The sequence below is a fragment of the Streptomyces sp. NBC_00271 genome (assembly GCF_036178845.1).
In the GTDB taxonomy this organism is placed as follows: Bacteria; Actinomycetota; Actinomycetes; order Streptomycetales; family Streptomycetaceae; genus Streptomyces.
In genome coordinates this window covers 1,466,569-1,480,977 of sequence record NZ_CP108070.1, presented here as the reverse complement: position 1 = coordinate 1,480,977, position 14,409 = coordinate 1,466,569, and the positions used below count along the sequence as shown (strand labels likewise).

General features: G+C 70.2%; 13 protein-coding genes. 10 read left to right on the top strand and 3 right to left on the bottom strand.

The window, feature by feature from the left end; genetic code table 11:
* Positions 1-3 precede the first annotated feature (3 nt).
* Positions 4-1,272: an ATP-grasp domain-containing protein gene (locus OG798_RS07140; RefSeq protein ID WP_121417407.1), complete on the top strand. Its 1,269-nt coding sequence runs from the start codon at positions 4-6 to the stop codon at positions 1,270-1,272.
* Here the strand turns inward: OG798_RS07140 and OG798_RS07135 are convergent.
* Positions 1,218-1,529, bottom strand: coding sequence for a response regulator transcription factor (locus OG798_RS07135; protein WP_121417408.1), 312 nt, complete (start codon positions 1,527-1,529; stop codon positions 1,218-1,220). The two genes, OG798_RS07140 and OG798_RS07135, sit on opposite strands and share 55 nt — an antisense overlap.
* A gap of 81 nt (positions 1,530-1,610) precedes the next feature.
* Between OG798_RS07135 and OG798_RS07130 the strand changes: the two genes are divergently transcribed.
* The 9 genes from OG798_RS07130 to OG798_RS07090 all read left to right on the top strand — a co-directional run bounded on the left by OG798_RS07130 (position 1,611) and on the right by OG798_RS07090 (position 11,789).
* Positions 1,611-2,357, top strand: coding sequence for a 2OG-Fe dioxygenase family protein (locus OG798_RS07130; RefSeq protein ID WP_121417409.1), 747 nt, complete (start codon positions 1,611-1,613; stop codon positions 2,355-2,357).
* A gap of 6 nt (positions 2,358-2,363) precedes the next feature.
* Positions 2,364-2,537: a hypothetical protein gene (locus tag OG798_RS07125; RefSeq protein ID WP_267060691.1), complete on the top strand. Its 174-nt coding sequence runs from the start codon at positions 2,364-2,366 to the stop codon at positions 2,535-2,537.
* A 542-nt stretch (positions 2,538-3,079) separates the two neighbouring features.
* On the top strand, positions 3,080-4,033 hold the full coding sequence (gene sbnA / locus OG798_RS07120; protein WP_328756637.1) for a 2,3-diaminopropionate biosynthesis protein SbnA: 954 nt from the start codon (positions 3,080-3,082) through the stop codon (positions 4,031-4,033).
* Positions 4,034-4,071: 38 nt separating this feature from the next.
* Positions 4,072-5,067 carry a 2,3-diaminopropionate biosynthesis protein SbnB gene (gene sbnB, locus OG798_RS07115; RefSeq protein ID WP_121418655.1) on the top strand — a complete coding sequence of 332 codons (996 nt, stop codon included), beginning with the start codon at positions 4,072-4,074 and terminating at the stop codon, positions 5,065-5,067.
* A 3-nt stretch (positions 5,068-5,070) separates the two neighbouring features.
* A complete protein-coding gene (locus tag OG798_RS07110; RefSeq protein ID WP_097226815.1) occupies positions 5,071-5,280 on the top strand; it encodes an MbtH family protein in 210 nt (69 codons plus the stop codon).
* Positions 5,277-6,014: a thioesterase II family protein gene (locus tag OG798_RS07105; protein WP_095856562.1), complete on the top strand. Its 738-nt coding sequence runs from the start codon at positions 5,277-5,279 to the stop codon at positions 6,012-6,014. The genes OG798_RS07110 and OG798_RS07105 overlap by 4 nt, the downstream gene beginning before the upstream one ends.
* Before the next feature lie 14 nt (positions 6,015-6,028).
* On the top strand, positions 6,029-10,963 hold the full coding sequence (locus tag OG798_RS07100) for a non-ribosomal peptide synthetase (RefSeq protein WP_328756636.1): 4,935 nt from the start codon (positions 6,029-6,031) through the stop codon (positions 10,961-10,963).
* Positions 10,964-11,016: 53 nt separating this feature from the next.
* Positions 11,017-11,316, top strand: a complete 300-nt coding sequence (locus tag OG798_RS07095; protein ID WP_328756635.1) for a hypothetical protein — start codon at positions 11,017-11,019, stop codon at positions 11,314-11,316.
* A 41-nt stretch (positions 11,317-11,357) separates the two neighbouring features.
* Positions 11,358-11,789 carry a VOC family protein gene (locus OG798_RS07090; RefSeq protein WP_328756634.1) on the top strand — a complete coding sequence of 144 codons (432 nt, stop codon included), beginning with the start codon at positions 11,358-11,360 and terminating at the stop codon, positions 11,787-11,789.
* A 115-nt stretch (positions 11,790-11,904) separates the two neighbouring features.
* On the opposite strand, the gene sbnA (OG798_RS07085) is transcribed toward OG798_RS07090, so the two are convergent.
* Together sbnA (OG798_RS07085) and OG798_RS07080 are read right to left on the bottom strand one after the other, a co-directional pair.
* Entirely contained in the window at positions 11,905-12,858 is a 954-nt protein-coding gene (gene sbnA / locus OG798_RS07085; RefSeq protein WP_121417414.1) for a 2,3-diaminopropionate biosynthesis protein SbnA, read from the bottom strand.
* Positions 12,859-13,099: 241 nt separating this feature from the next.
* The gene (locus OG798_RS07080) at positions 13,100-14,326 is read right to left on the bottom strand and encodes an IS110 family transposase (protein WP_328755881.1); all 1,227 of its coding nucleotides are present in this window, start codon (positions 14,324-14,326) and stop codon (positions 13,100-13,102) included.
* Between the last annotated feature and the right edge of the window lie 83 nt (positions 14,327-14,409).

Here is a 14,409-nt window from a genome sequence, read left to right as displayed (position 1 = left end):
GTCATGCCACAGCGCCCGAAACTCGTCCTCGCCGGTCAACTGTCCACGTTTCCCTGGGTGTTCGAGGCCGCCGAGCGTGCCGGTATCGACCTGATCCTCATCCCCAGGGGGGACGACACGGCGGAGTCCGCCGGGCGGGCCAAGTCGGTGGTCGAACTGCTGCCACTGGACATCGACGGGAACCCGGACGGTGCGTTGTCCGCGCTCGCCGACCGCTACCGGCGGGAGCCCTTCGACGGCATCATGTCGGGCAACGAAAGGGTCATACCGTTCGTGGCGCGCGCCGCTCGGGAGCTGGGCCTCACCGGCCTGACCGAGGAGGCGGCGGCCGTGGTGCGCGACAAGCGCAGCATGCGCCAACGCCTGCTGGAAGCGGGTTTGGGCGTGCCCGGCTTCGTGGTCATCAAGGATCCGGACAGCTGGACCGACGCGCTGACCTTGCGGTTCCCCGTTGTGGTCAAACCAGCGAACGGCCACTCGAGCTTCGGTGTGATCCGTGCGGATGACAGGGACAGCCTTGAACAGGCCGTGGCCCGCACCTGGAAGCTCGTCGAAACCCACCTGGGCGCCGCCGACGGATCGGACTCGGAAACCAGTGTGCTGGTCGAGGAGTACCTGGACGGGCCGGAGATCTCCGCCGAATCCCTCGTATACCAGGGGCAGGTACGGGTCTGTGCCATCAGCTGGAAGGGAGAACTGACGGGGCCCTACTTCGAGGAGTCCACGTTGCGGGCCCCCGCCCAACTGCCCGCCGAGATACTCGCCGCGATCGAGACGGAGGTGATCGGTGCCCACCACGCCTTCGGCGTCACGGAAGGCACCACGCACACCGAACTGCGGCTGGTCGGCGGGGTGCGGCCGGTGCTGCTGGAGATGACCGCGCGCCTCGGCGGCGGGGGCAATATGCACCACCTCGTCCACGTCAGCAGCGGGATCGACCTGGCGGCCGAGGCGCTGCGCATCCACCTCGGCCGGGAGCCGCTCTGCTGGAGTGAGGAGCCGGCACCTGCCGGCCACGCGGCGGCCTATCTGGTGCCGATCGGCAGCGGCGGACGGGTCAAGCAGATACGTGGCTTGGACGCGGTGCGTACCGACCCGCAGGTGGACTACGTGGTGCAGACCGCGGGCCCCGGCGCACTGCTGCTCCCTTACCCGGACTGGTCCGGAAACCCGGCGGTCGTGCTCTCCCACCACAAGTCGGATGCGGAGGCCGAGGCTTACCTCGACCACCTCGCCCGGACGCTGCACGTCGAGTACGAGGAGCAGGATTGAGCGTCAGAACTCAAGTCAGGGAAGTCCTGGGGATTCCCTGGTGCCGGGAGCGGGTCAGGATGCCCGTCCCGGCCGCTGCCAGGCGTGAGCGCAGCCGGCAGCTGGGCGCGCGACGTCACTCCGATTTCATTGAATATCCGGTACAGGTGGCCGGCCACCGTTCGTACTGAAATGTGCAGTCGCTCGGCGATCTCTCGGTTGGTCAGACCCGGGACGGCCCATTCGGCGACCGTCGGCACCGGGCGTGACCGGACCATCGGTCGCACCCGACATCAACCGCACCCGGCCCGGCCGGAAACGCCGGCCCCGCCGGGACACCCGTGCAGAGGGGAAACACCATGACCGACATCATCAGCAGCACGCCGACCACCGGACAGCAGCTCCGTGACGGCGTGCCCACCTTCTCGGAGCAGGTCCGCCGCACCGGCTTCGTCGTCATGCGCAAACAGGAGCTCGCCGGGCTGATCAGCGACGCCGACCTCGAGGAACTCCGCGGCGCCTGGGAGAACCTGCCGGTCGACACCCAGGTCGACGGCGTCGACGTCTACCGCGAGCGCCGCTACGGTCGGCTGCTCGTCGACGTCGACGGCGACACCGTCACCTTCGAGGTCCTGCCCAACGCCGTCTTCCGCCAGGACTCCATCCCGCTCTGGAAGGGCAAGGACCGGGTCTTCGAGCCGGTCGCCGAGGATGTCCTGCTCAGCGCCGGCATGCGCGCCCTGGTCGGTTTCAACGCCCGGATGGCGACCGCCGTCAACGGCAACACCTCGTGGAAGGTCGGGGTTCACCTGGTCCGCGTCGTCGCCCGCGCCGGCGCCGATGGCCAGCCCACCCCCGAGGGCCGCCACCGCGACGGCCATTCCTGCGTCGGCTTGCACCTGATGCGCCGCGACGGCGTCACCGGCGGCCTGTCCACCGTCCACCCCAACGACGGCAGCGACATCGTGCGGACCACCCTGCTCCAGCCGCTCGACTCCATATTCTTCGACGACAACATGATCACCCACGAGGTCTCGCCGACCGTCTCCGAGGGCGCCTCGGGCGTGCGCGACATGCTCCAGATCGACTTCAACCCGGTGGCCTGAGCGCCTATGGACCGGGCGAGCGAGGTGGAGCTGCTGCACGCCATGGTGCGCATCCCGTCGGTGTCGGGCTCCGAGTGCGCCCTCGCCGGTCTTCTGGCCTCACGCATGTCCGCACTCGGCTTCCGGACCTCGATCGACGGGGTCGGCAACGTGCGCGGCGAGGTCGGCGGCCCGGACTGACCCGAGATCCTGCTGCCCGCCACGCCGACACCGTGCCGGGTGGGCCGTCGTGCGGCTCGTGGTGATCGGGGATCCCAGTGGTCGACTTCGAACAGGTCCATGAGCCGCGAGATCTCGTACACCCGCAACTCGTACGCCTGCAAACTGTTCGAGCACGCTGGCATCCCTGTCGTCAACAGAGCGCGCGTGGTGGACCCTGCGCGACGCCAACCTGCCCACCATCCGCGCCATGGTCGCGACCCTTCGCCTGGTGTTGCCGGCCGGTGAGGGCCTGGCCGTCATGACGCCCTTTCCAGGCAGGCGTGCTCGCGGTGCGGCGCGGCTGTCTGCCCAGCTCCGCCGAGTGATGCCGAGGGGCTGTTCAAACGTCCGTCGTGGATGGTTGAACAGCCTTTCTCTTTTCCTCGACCAGGTCTTTGTCGTATCGCGCTTGAGTCGCGGTTGAGCCGCCTTGAGCGATCCCGTGCCACACTCGGCCCATGCTCCACAGGCGTGCTGATCAATCTCTGGTCGAACGGACGAGGCAAATTCGCAGGGGTCTCATGGGAACCCCGCTGATTCCCCTGGCGGACGAGCAGTGCGACATCGTCGCCAAGCTGGAATTCTGCAATCCCACGGGTAGCAGCAAAGACCGTTCGGCACTGTGGATTCTGGAACAGGCGATCGGTCGCGGGGAGATAGCGCGCGACACCACGGTGGTCGAGTCGTCGTCCGGGAACTTCGCGCTGGCGCTGGCTTTCTACTGCCGCATGCTCGGCATCTCGTTCGTCCCGGTCATCGATCCGAACTGCAACGAGGCCACCGAAGCCCAGCTCCGGCTCCTGTGCGAGCGGGTGGAGAAAGTTTCCCTCCGTGATGGGACGGGCAGCTACCTGAAGAACCGGCTGTCCCGGGTGCAGGAACTGCTGGCTGAACTCGACTCGGCCTATTGGCCCAACCAGTACGCCAATCCGGATGCCCGCGACGCGCATTACCGCTTCACCGCGGGCGAGTTGATCGCGCAGGCCGGCCCGCTCGACTATCTCTTCGTCGGCGTGGGCACGGGCGGCACGATCGCCGGGCTCTCCCACCGGATCAAGGAAACGTACCCGGGCTGCGTGGTCGTCGCTGTCGACGCCGAAGGCTCGGTGATCTTCGGCGGGCCGCCGAAGAAGCGGCGGATCCCCGGCATCGGCTCCAGCATCGTCCCGCCGCTGTGCGGCCAGGCACTGATCGACCAGGTCGAGATCGTCTCCGAGGCACGCGCCGTCGAGGCCTGCGGCACCCTGGCCGCCAAGTACGCCCTGTACGCGGGAGGTTCCACCGGCAGCACCTACGCCGCCGTCCAGGACTACTTCGCCCGGCACCGTCCCGGCCCACACCGTCCCCGGGTCGCCTTCATCGCCGCCGACCGCGGCCATGCCTACGCCCAGACCGTCTACGACCCCACATGGGTCCAACAACTACACGCACAAGCGGCACAGCCCGCCCGCGTCGAAGCCCTGGCCGTCAACTGAAGGAGCACCACCCCGTGTCCACCCTGGCCCCGCCGCCCATGACCGTGATCGGTGCGGGCGACATCGCCGCCGAGACGGACCGTCACCGTCCGGAACTCATCGAGGTCGTCCGTGCCGCCTACCTCGTGCACGACGCCGGTCAGAGCTCGAACCCGCACAGTTCGTTCCTGCGCTTCCCGCACCAGAACCGGTCGCGCATCATCTCCCTGCCGGCCTATCTGGGCGGCGAGTTCGAGGTCGCCGGCAACAAGTGGATCGCCAGCTTTCCGGACAACACGCGGCACGGAATCCCCCGCGCCTCGGCCACGCTGATCCTCAACGACTGCGTCACCGGCTACCCGTTCGCCTGCATGGAGTCCTCGATCGTCTCGGCGACGCGGACCGCGGCCTCCGCGGTGCTCGGCGCGCAGACGCTGCTCGGCGCGCGCCGTGCCCGCCGGGTCGGCATCGTGGGCACGGGTCTGATCGCCCAGCACGTATGGCGGTTCCTGCGTGATCTCGACTGGGAGATCGACGGCTTCCGGCTCTTCGACCTCGACCCGGCGGCGGCGGGCCGCTTCGGAGCCGTCATGACCGAGCACACCGAGGCCGAGATCGTGGTCGCCGACAGGGTGGAGGACGCGTTCACCGACTGCGACCTGGTGGTGCTGACCACAGTGGCCGGCGAACCGCACCTGCACGACCCCCGGCTGCTGGCCCACAACCCGGTGGTCCTGCACCTGTCCCTGCGCGACCTCGCCCCCGAGATGATCCTCGCCGCCCAGAACTTCACCGACGACGTCGACCACGCCGTACGCGAGCGCACCTCGCTGCACCTGACCGAACAGCGCACCGGCAACAGGGACTTCGTCGACGGCACCCTCGCCGACCTGCTGCGCGGACGGCTGAGCCGGCACCACGGACGCCCGGCGATCTTCTCGCCGTTCGGACTCGGCGTACTCGACCTCGCGGTCGGCAAGTGGGTGCACGACCGGGTCGTCGCCGCGGGCCGGGGCCGCCGCGAGAGCGACTTCTTCACCGGGGTGGGGGTCTGACGCATGAGGGCCTCAGTCGCCCCGCGGCCCGCCGGGGACCAGTACGTCGTCGTGGTGAACCACGAGGAGCAGTACTCGGTCTGGTTCGCCGACCGTGAGCTGCCCGCCGGCTGGACCGCCACCGGCGCGCAGGGCACCCGCCAGGAGTGCCTGGACCACATCGAGCAGGTGTGGACCGACCTGACCCCGCGCTCCGTACGAGCCTCACGATGACGGCCGGTGCTGTCGCAACGGCCTGGCTGCGGGGGCTCGGCAGCCGTGAACTCACCGCGCAGCGGCGCCTGTTCGTCTTCCCGCACGCCGCGGCAGGCGCCTCCGCCTACCGGCTGGCGGCATACCTGCCGGACGCCGTCGAAGTCTGCACGGTCCAGTTGCCCGGCCGGGAGAACCGGCTCGCCGAACCGGCACTGACGTCCCTGGACGACGCCGTGGCCGCGCTCGCGCCGCTCATCGCGGACCACACGGACCTGCCGTACGCCTTCTTCGGGCACAGCATGGGGTCCCTGATCGCCTTCGAGACGGCCCGCCGGCTACGTGCACTCGGCACGCGCCTGCCCGACCGCCTGTTCCTGTCGGGTATGCGCGCCCCCGGCCTGCCGGACCGCGACCTGCGGCACACGCTGCCGGACGACAAGCTGCTCGCCACAGCCGAATTCGGCGACGTGGATGCCGAGTTGCAGGAGCTGCTGCTGCCGCTGCTGCGCGCGGACCTGACGCTGTGCGAGACGTACACGCACCGGGCCGAGGCACCCCTGCCCTGTCCCCTGACCGTTCTGGCCGGCTCGGACGACGAAAGCGTCGACGGAACGGAGCTCGCCGGCTGGCGCGAGCACACCTCGGCCGACTTCGAACTGCACCTGTTCCCGGGCGCCCCCCACCTGTATGTGCGCGGCGCCGAACGACAGCTGGCAGAGACGATCACGCGCACCTTCCCCGAACGGGGCTGAGAAAGGATCCGTTCATGGCGCCGACCACCCTGGTCGCACTGTGGGAGCAGCAGGCAACCGCGACACCGGACGCGGTCGCCGTCGTCGCGGGAGCACACCGCGCCACCTACGCCGACGTGGACCGCCGGGCCACGGCACTCGCCGCCGAGTTGCAGGCACGCGGCATCGGACCGGAGAACCTGGTCGGCGTCTGTCTCGGCCGCTCGGTCGAGATGGTCGTGGCCCTGCTCGGCATCCTCAAGTCGGGCGCCGCGTACCTGCCCCTCGACCCGAGCTACCCGGCCGACCGGCTGCGGCACATGACCACCGACTCGGGGGCCGGGCTGTGGCTGTGCGACGCGGAACACCGCGCGCAGGCTCTGGCGTCCGGAGCGGCCGACGTCCTGCTGGTCGAGGACCTCCCCGCGGAAGCTGCCGCACCGGTGGCCCCGGCGGTACACCCGCATGACCTGGCTTACGTCATCTACACCTCCGGTTCGACCGGCCTGCCCAAGGGCGTGGCCGTCGACCACGCGGCGATCGCCTCGTTCCTGCGGAGTGCGGCCGAACGCCCCGGCCTCGGGGCGGACGACCGGGTCCTCGCGCTGACCCCGCTGTCGTTCGACATCTCGGCACTGGAGCTGTTCCTGCCGCTGACCCGGGGAGCGACGGTGGTGATGGCCCCGCGCGCCGCCAACACCGACCCCGAGCTGCTGGCCGCCACCATCGCCGAGGGGGGTGTGAGCGTCGTCCAGGCGACCCCCACCACCTGGCGGATTCTGCTGGCGTCCGGCTGGACGGACGGGCACGGCCGGGTACTGCTGTCGGGCGGTGAGCCGCTCGATCCGCAGCTGGCCCGCGACCTGCTCGCCACCGGCGGCACCCTGTGGAACCTGTACGGGCCGACCGAGGCGACGGTATGGGCCACCGCCGCCCGCATCGACGCCGTGGCCGACCGGGTCACGGTCGGGACGGCCCTGTCCAACACCCGGCTGCACGTCGTCGACGAGGGCGGGCGGGAGGCCGCACCAGGAGTCACCGGCGAGCTGTGGATCGGCGGCGCGGGCGTGGCGCGCGGCTACCTCAACCGGCCCGCGCTGACCGCCGACCGGTTCGTGCCCGACCCGTTCGGGGACGCCTCCGGGCGCCTGTACCGGACCGGCGACCTCGCCCGGTGGTCCGCCGACGGCACTCTGGAGGTGCTGGGGCGCGACGACCATCAGGTCAAGGTGCGCGGCGTCCGTATCGAACTCGGCGAGATCGAGGCCGGTGCGCGCAGCCACCCCCTCGTCACGGACGCGGTGGTGGTCGTCGACCGTGAGGCAGCCGGTGGCGACCAGTTGGTGGCGTACCTCGTGCCCGCGTACGACGCGCGGAACGTATCCGAGGATCTGCCCCGCCAGGTCCGTGACCACCTCGCCCAGCGGCTGCCCGCCCACATGGTGGCCCAGGGCTACGCAGTGCTCGACGCCCTGCCCCGCACCCCCGCGGGCAAGACCGACCGCGGCGCCGTGCAGCGGATCCCCCACAGCCCGGTCCGGGCGAGCGGGTCGATGCCCGACGACGCCCCGCTGCCGCCGCACACCGCGGCAGTGTGCCGCGTGTGGGCCGAGGTGCTCGGGCTCGACGACGTGTCCCCGTACGACGACTTCTTCGGCCTGGGCGGCCAGTCGCTCACCGCGGTACGGGTCGTGGCCCGGCTGCGTGTGGAGCTCGGCGTGCCGGTCGATGCCCAGTCGGTCTTCGCGCATCCCACACCCGCCGCGCTCGCCGCCGCCCTGGACGGCGTGGCGCCCTCGGACGACGAGCCGATTCCCGCGGCCGCGACCGCCGAACTCTCCTTCGGCCAGGAGCGGATCTGGTTCTTCGAGCAGCTGAACGACGCCGTGCCCGCCTACCACCTGCCGGTCGCCCTGGGCCTGCCCGGCGGGCGCGTCGGCCTGACGCTGCTGCAGGACTGCCTGTCCGCGCTGGTGCACCGGCACCCGGCGCTGCGCACGGCGCTCGTCGCCGTCGACGGCCGGGTCCGCCCCGAACTGCGCGAGCCGGGACCGGTGCCGCTGCGCTGCACCGAGGTCGCCGAGGAGGACCTGGACGCGCTGGTGACCGAGCGGATCCGCGCCCCCTTCGCCCTCGACCGCCCACCGCTGCTGCGCGCGGACGTGCTGCGTACCCCGAGCCGTGATTTCACGTTGCTGACGATCCATCACATAGCGTGCGACGGCGCATCGGTGGACCTGATGGTGCGGGAACTGGGCGAGCTCTACACGGAGCTCGCCGCCGGCCGCCGCCCCGCCCCGGCACCGCTGCCCGTGACGTACGCCGACTACGCCGCCTGGCAGCGCGAGCGGCTCACGGGCGCTGAGCTGGAGCGGCTGCTCGACCACTGGCGCACCCGGCTGGCCGGCGTGCCCGTCCTGGAGCTGCCGACCAGCCGACCCCGGCCGGCCGTCGCGAGCCACCGCGGTCGCCGCGAACTGCTGCGCATCCCCGCCGACTTGACGCACCGGCTGCGCACGCTGTGCCGGGCCGAGGGCGTCACCTTGTTCATGGGCCTGCTGGCCCCGTTGCAGGTGCTGCTCGGCCGGTACGCCGACGAGAGCGATGTCGCCGTCGGCACCCTGGCAGGCGGCCGGCCGCGCCCCGAACTGGACGATGTGGTCGGCTACTTCGTGAACACCGTCGTCCTGCGCACCGACCTGTCGGGCGACCCGACCTGGCGCGAGCTGCTGAGCCGCGTCCGCGAGGTCGCGCGGCAGGCCTACGCGCACCAGGAGCTGCCCTTCGAGAAGCTGGTGGCGCAGCTGAGCCCGGAGCGCGACCTGAGCCGTAACCCGCTCTTCCAGGTGCTGTTCGCCCTGCACGAGGAGCCGAGGGCCGGTCACGTCACCGAGCTGTACGACCGCAAGGAGCTGGAAGGACGGCTCGGCACTGCCCGCTTCGACCTCGCCTTCGACGTGACGGACCACGCCGCCGGGGCCGGTGACCTCAGCATCTCCATCGAGTACGCCACCGACCTGTTCGAAGCCGACTTCGTCCGGGGCCTCGGCCGGCACTTCCTGCGGGTGATCGAGCAGATGGTGTCCGGCGCCACGGCCCGACTGTCCGAGCTGGAGATCGTCTCGGCCGATGAGCTGCGTGCCCTCTCCATCGGCAACCGGGCCGAGCCGCTGCCCGAGCCGACCACCCTGGTCCGCCTGTGGGACCGCCAGGTGCGGACCACCCCGGACGCGATCTGCGTCGTGGGCGACGGCCGGTCGCTGACGTTCGCCGAGACCGACGCGCGGGCCTCGGCCCTGGCCCGGGAGCTGCGGACCGGGGGCGTGCGCCCCGAAAGCCTGGTCGGCGTCTGCCTGGAACGCTCGGTGGAACTGGTGGTCGCCCTGCTGGGCGTGCTGAAAGCGGGCGGTGCCTACGTCCCGCTCGACCCCGGCTACCCGGCTGAGCGGCTGCAGTACCTGCTGGCCGACTCGGGCGTACGCCTGGTCGTCGCGGACCCGGGGCACCCCACCTCGGCCCTGTTCGGCGACGGCGTGCGTCTCGTGGCGGTGGACCAGGAACCCGGGGCGGACCCCGGGCCGACCGAGGAGGCGCAACCGCACCACCTCGCCTACGTGATCTACACGTCCGGCTCGACCGGCAACCCCAAGGGCGTCGCGATCACCCACGCCAACATCACCGGGTTCCTGGAGTGGAACCAGCGGCTGTGTCGACTCACCGAGCGGGACCGGGCCCTGCTCAACCACTCGGTGGCGTTCGACAACTCGGTCTGGGAGATCTTCCAGTGCCTGGTATCCGGCGCCGAACTGCACCTGGCGAGCCCCACCGCCGCCTACGACCCCGAGGAGTTCCTGCGAGAGGTCGCCGAGCGCGGCATCACCACGCTCAACGCGACGCCCTCGCAGATGCGGATCCTGCTGGAATCCGGTACGGATCCCGCTCCCCGACTCGGCTCCGTACGCCTGGTGTTCACCGGTGCCGAGGCCGTGCCGCACGATGTGGCCCGCCGCATCCTGTCCTCCACCGCGCCGGGATGCCAGGTCTTCAACGAGTACGGGCCCACCGAAGCGACCGTCACCTCGGCATTCTGCCCGATCACCGAGGAGCTGCTCGACCGGCACAGCCATCGCCCGAGCGTCCCGTTCGGGAGGGCGACCGACAACGCGCACCTCTACGTGCTGGACCCGCGGCTGCGCCCGGTTGCCCCAGGCTGTCGCGGCGAGCTGTACGTCGGCGGCAGCGCGGTCGGCCGCGGCTACCTCGGCAGGCCGGCCCGCACGGCCGGGGCGTATCTGCCCGACCCGTACGCCGGGGAGCCCGGCGCCCGTATGTACGCCACGGGCGACGTGGTCCGGCTGTTGCCCGACGGAAATCTGGTCTTCCTCGGCCGCAACGACCACCAGGTCAAGGTGCGCGGTTTCCGCATCGAGCTCGGCGAGATCGAGTCCGCGCTCCAGAGCCACCCGGCCTTCGCCGACTGCGTGGTGGCCGTGCGCCGCACCAACACCGCTGTGGACCAGTTGGCGGCCTACCTGATCCTCGAGCACCCCGACCGACCCACCCCGGACCCGGCGGAACTGCGCGCCTACCTGGCGGAGCAGCTGCCGCTGTACATGCTGCCGCAGAGCTACACCGTGATCGAGGAGATCCCCCTCACCCCGAACGGCAAGGTCGACCGGGACGCACTGCCCGACCCACGCCCGGCGCCCGCCCATGCCCCCGCCACCCGCAGGGCCGTCACCAAGCAGCAACTCCTCGTCGCCGACGTGTGGCGGGAGTGCCTGGGCGTCGAGGAGGACTTCGGGCCACAGGACGACTTCTTCGACGTCGGCGGCACCTCGTTGACCATCACCACGGTCGCGGGCCGGCTCGGCGAGCGACTTGGGCGCCGGGTCTCGCCGGTCCTGGTCTTCAGGAACCCGACCGTCGAGGGCCTCGCCGAGGCGCTCGGGGAGGACACACAGCGATGAGCGGCATCAACAGCACGAGCGTCGTCCTGGTCGACGCCTGTCCGTCGAGTTAGGTGCCGGCGCAAGCGTTCACCGACCGCGGCTGCGCCGTCGTCCGCGTAGAGAGCACCGCGGAGGTGCCGCGGTGCCACCGCGGCGCGTTCGAGACCAATGCCCTCAGCGACGACATCATCCACATCGGAGGCCCGGCCGACACGGTCGACGCCGTCGCGCGGCGCGCGCACGTCGCCGTGATCGCAGCAGGCGGGTACGGTGCCGAACTGGCCGATCGGCTCAGCGTGCCCCTCGGTGTGCCCACCAACCGACGTCATCGTCAACGACCTGATCATTTTCCCCACCGTCAGAACCGGTAAGCGCCAGGCACTCCACGCCGCACGGAAGGAACCTCAGACCCATGACCGTTCTCGATTCCCCCATCCCCCGCTTCCACCTCGCCGTCCCGGTCGACGACCTGGACGCCGCCCGCCGCTTCTACGGCGAGACGCTCGGCCTGGAGCAGGGCCGCAGCGCCGACACCTGGGTGGACTGGAACCTGCACGGCCACCAGTTCGTCACGCACCTTGCCCCGGCCCGCGCCGCACAGATTCACAACCCGGTCGACGGCCATGACGTCCCCGTACCGCACTTCGGGCTGATCCTGAGCATCGACGTCTTCCACCGGTTCGCCGACCGGCTGCGCGCCGCGGACACCGACTTCGTCATCGAGCCCTACGTGCGCTTCGCAGGCGAAACCGGCGAGCAGTGGACGATGTTCCTGCTCGACCCGGCGGGCAACGCCCTGGAGTTCAAGGCGTTCGCCGACGACTCCCAAGTGTTCGCCGCCTGACATCTTCTGTGGGCGGTGGAGGCTTGCGAAGGGGCTGCCCGCCTGACCCATCGGGCAGCCCCGTCGACACCCAGGCACTCCCGCCACACTTCGGCTACGTCGGACGCGAGGTCCTTCAGTTGACGGCCAAGGTTTTGACGCCGGGGGGCTGTGCCGTTTGTGCGTGTAGTTGTTGGACCCATGTGGGGTCGTAGACGGTCTGGGCGTAGGCATGGCCGCGGTCGGCGGCGATGAAGGCGACCCGGGGACGGTGTGGGCCGGGACGGTGCCGGGCGAAGTAGTCCTGGACGGCGGCGTAGGTGCTGCCGGTGGAACCTCCCGCGTACAGGGCGTACTTGGCGGCCAGGGTGCCGCAGGCCTCGACGGCGCGTGCCTCGGAGACGATCTCGACCTGGTCGATCAGTGCCTGGCCGCACAGCGGCGGGACGATGCTGGAGCCGATGCCGGGGATCCGCCGCTTCTTCGGCGGCCCGCCGAAGATCACCGAGCCTTCGGCGTCGACAGCGACGACCACGCAGCCCGGGTACGTTTCCTTGATCCGGTGGGAGAGCCCGGCGATCGTGCCGCCCGTGCCCACGCCGACGAAGAGATAGTCGAGCGGGCCGGCCTGCGCGATCAACTCGCCCGCGGTGAAGCGGTAATGCGCGTCGCGGGCATCCGGATTGGCGTACTGGTTGGGCCAATAGGCCGAGTCGAGTTCAGCCAGCAGTTCCTGCACCCGGGACAGCCGGTTCTTCAGGTAGCTGCCCGTCCCATCACGGAGGGAAACTTTCTCCACCCGCTCGCACAGGAGCCGGAGCTGGGCTTCGGTGGCCTCGTTGCAGTTCGGATCGATGACCGGGACGAACGAGATGCCGAGCATGCGGCAGTAGAAAGCCAGCGCCAGCGCGAAGTTCCCGGACGACGACTCGACCACCGTGGTGTCGCGCGCTATCTCCCCGCGACCGATCGCCTGTTCCAGAATCCACAGTGCCGAACGGTCTTTGCTGCTACCGGTGGGATTGCAGAATTCCAGCTTGGCGACGATGTCGCACTGCTCGTCCGCCAGGGGAATCAGCGGGGTTCCCATGAGACCCCTGCGAATTTGCCTCGTCCGTTCGACCAGAGATTGATCAGCACGCCTGTGGAGCATGGGCCGAGTGTGGCACGGGATCGCTCAAGGCGGCTCAACCGCGACTCAAGCGCGATACGACAAAAGCCTGTCGGGGAAAAGAGAACGTCTGTCAAGCCGCGTGAGGGATGGTCGGCGCGGCTTCGTAGCGCCGACCGTCGCGTAGCAGGGCCCAGAGACACCTCACGGAGCTAAGTCGTCAAGCAGCTTCGAGAAGTTGTGTGGGGAAGGCGAGGTTCTCGTCGAACAGGATGTGCTTCTGGAGGCAGTGGTAGAGCTGGCCGATCATCTTGTTGAAGAGGTTTCTCTGAGCGGCGGCGTGCCAGTCCCCGGCCTCGCGGCGGCGGTCGTAGTGGGCCTTTGCGCCCGGTGAGTGGGTCAGTGAGGCGAAGGCCCACAGGTAGCCGGTGTGGTTGAGCCGGTCGTTCTTCACCCAGCGTCTGGTGATGCTGGACTTCTTGCCGGACGCCCTGGTGATGGGGGACGCACCGGCGTAGGCCTTCATTCCGCGGGCAGTGGCGAAGCGGGCGTGGTCGTCCCCGATCTCAGCGAGGATCCGGGCGCCGAGCTGGGTGCCGAGCCCGGGGAGGCTCAGGATGATCTCGGCGTCCGGATGCTGAGGGAAAACCTCTTCAACCGCCTCGGCGAGCTGGTCGGCGGCCGTGCAGGCGGCTTCGAGCTGCCGCAGCAGAGCGAGCATCTGCTTGCCGAGCGCGTCCTCGACCAGTAGCGGCTGGTGCGCGTATTCGGCCCGCAGGACCTCGCGGATGCGCTCGGCGTCGGCATCGATCCGGCGCTGGCGGCCGGCGCGCTTGAGCGCCGAGCGCAGTTGCGCGAGCGACAGCCGGGCCGCCCGCGAGGGCGTGGGGGCGAGTTCCAGCAGGACGCGGGTCTCAGGGCGGCAGAGACCGTTCTGCCAGTGCAGGTAGGCGTCGAGGGCGGCGGGGAAGTACTCGCGCAGGAGCGAGCGGAGCTGGTTGGCGAGCTGCTGCCGGTTCCAAACGGCGTCCTGCTGGGCGCGGGCGAGGACGGCGATGGCGCGGGCGAGATCGCTGTCCTGGGGCAATGGCCGGTGGGCGTGCATATCGGTGCGGAGGATGTTCGCCAGGACGAGGGCGTCGCCGGGGTCGGACTTCTTCCGTGTGACCGCGTGGCGGTCGCGGTAGCGTGCGGCGGCCATCGGGTTGATGGCGTAGACCTGGCGCTTCCCGGTGCGCAGGACCGCGACGAGCAGACCGCGGGAGGTCTCGATGGCGACCGGGATCGGGTTGTCCTCGGTGTCGCCGTGCTCGGCGAGCAGATCCAGCAGGATCTTGTAGCCGGTCGCGTCGTCTGTGATGTGGCGCTTGGCCAGGAGCGTGCCGTCGTCGTCGACCAGGGCGACGTCGTGCGTCTTCTCGGCCCAGTCGATGCCGCAGTAGATCAACTTTCCCTCCTCGAAGTGCGGGTGTTTGCGCTGGTCACGAGCGCATGCGGGGCCACGCAGCGACCTAATTCCAGGCCTCGATC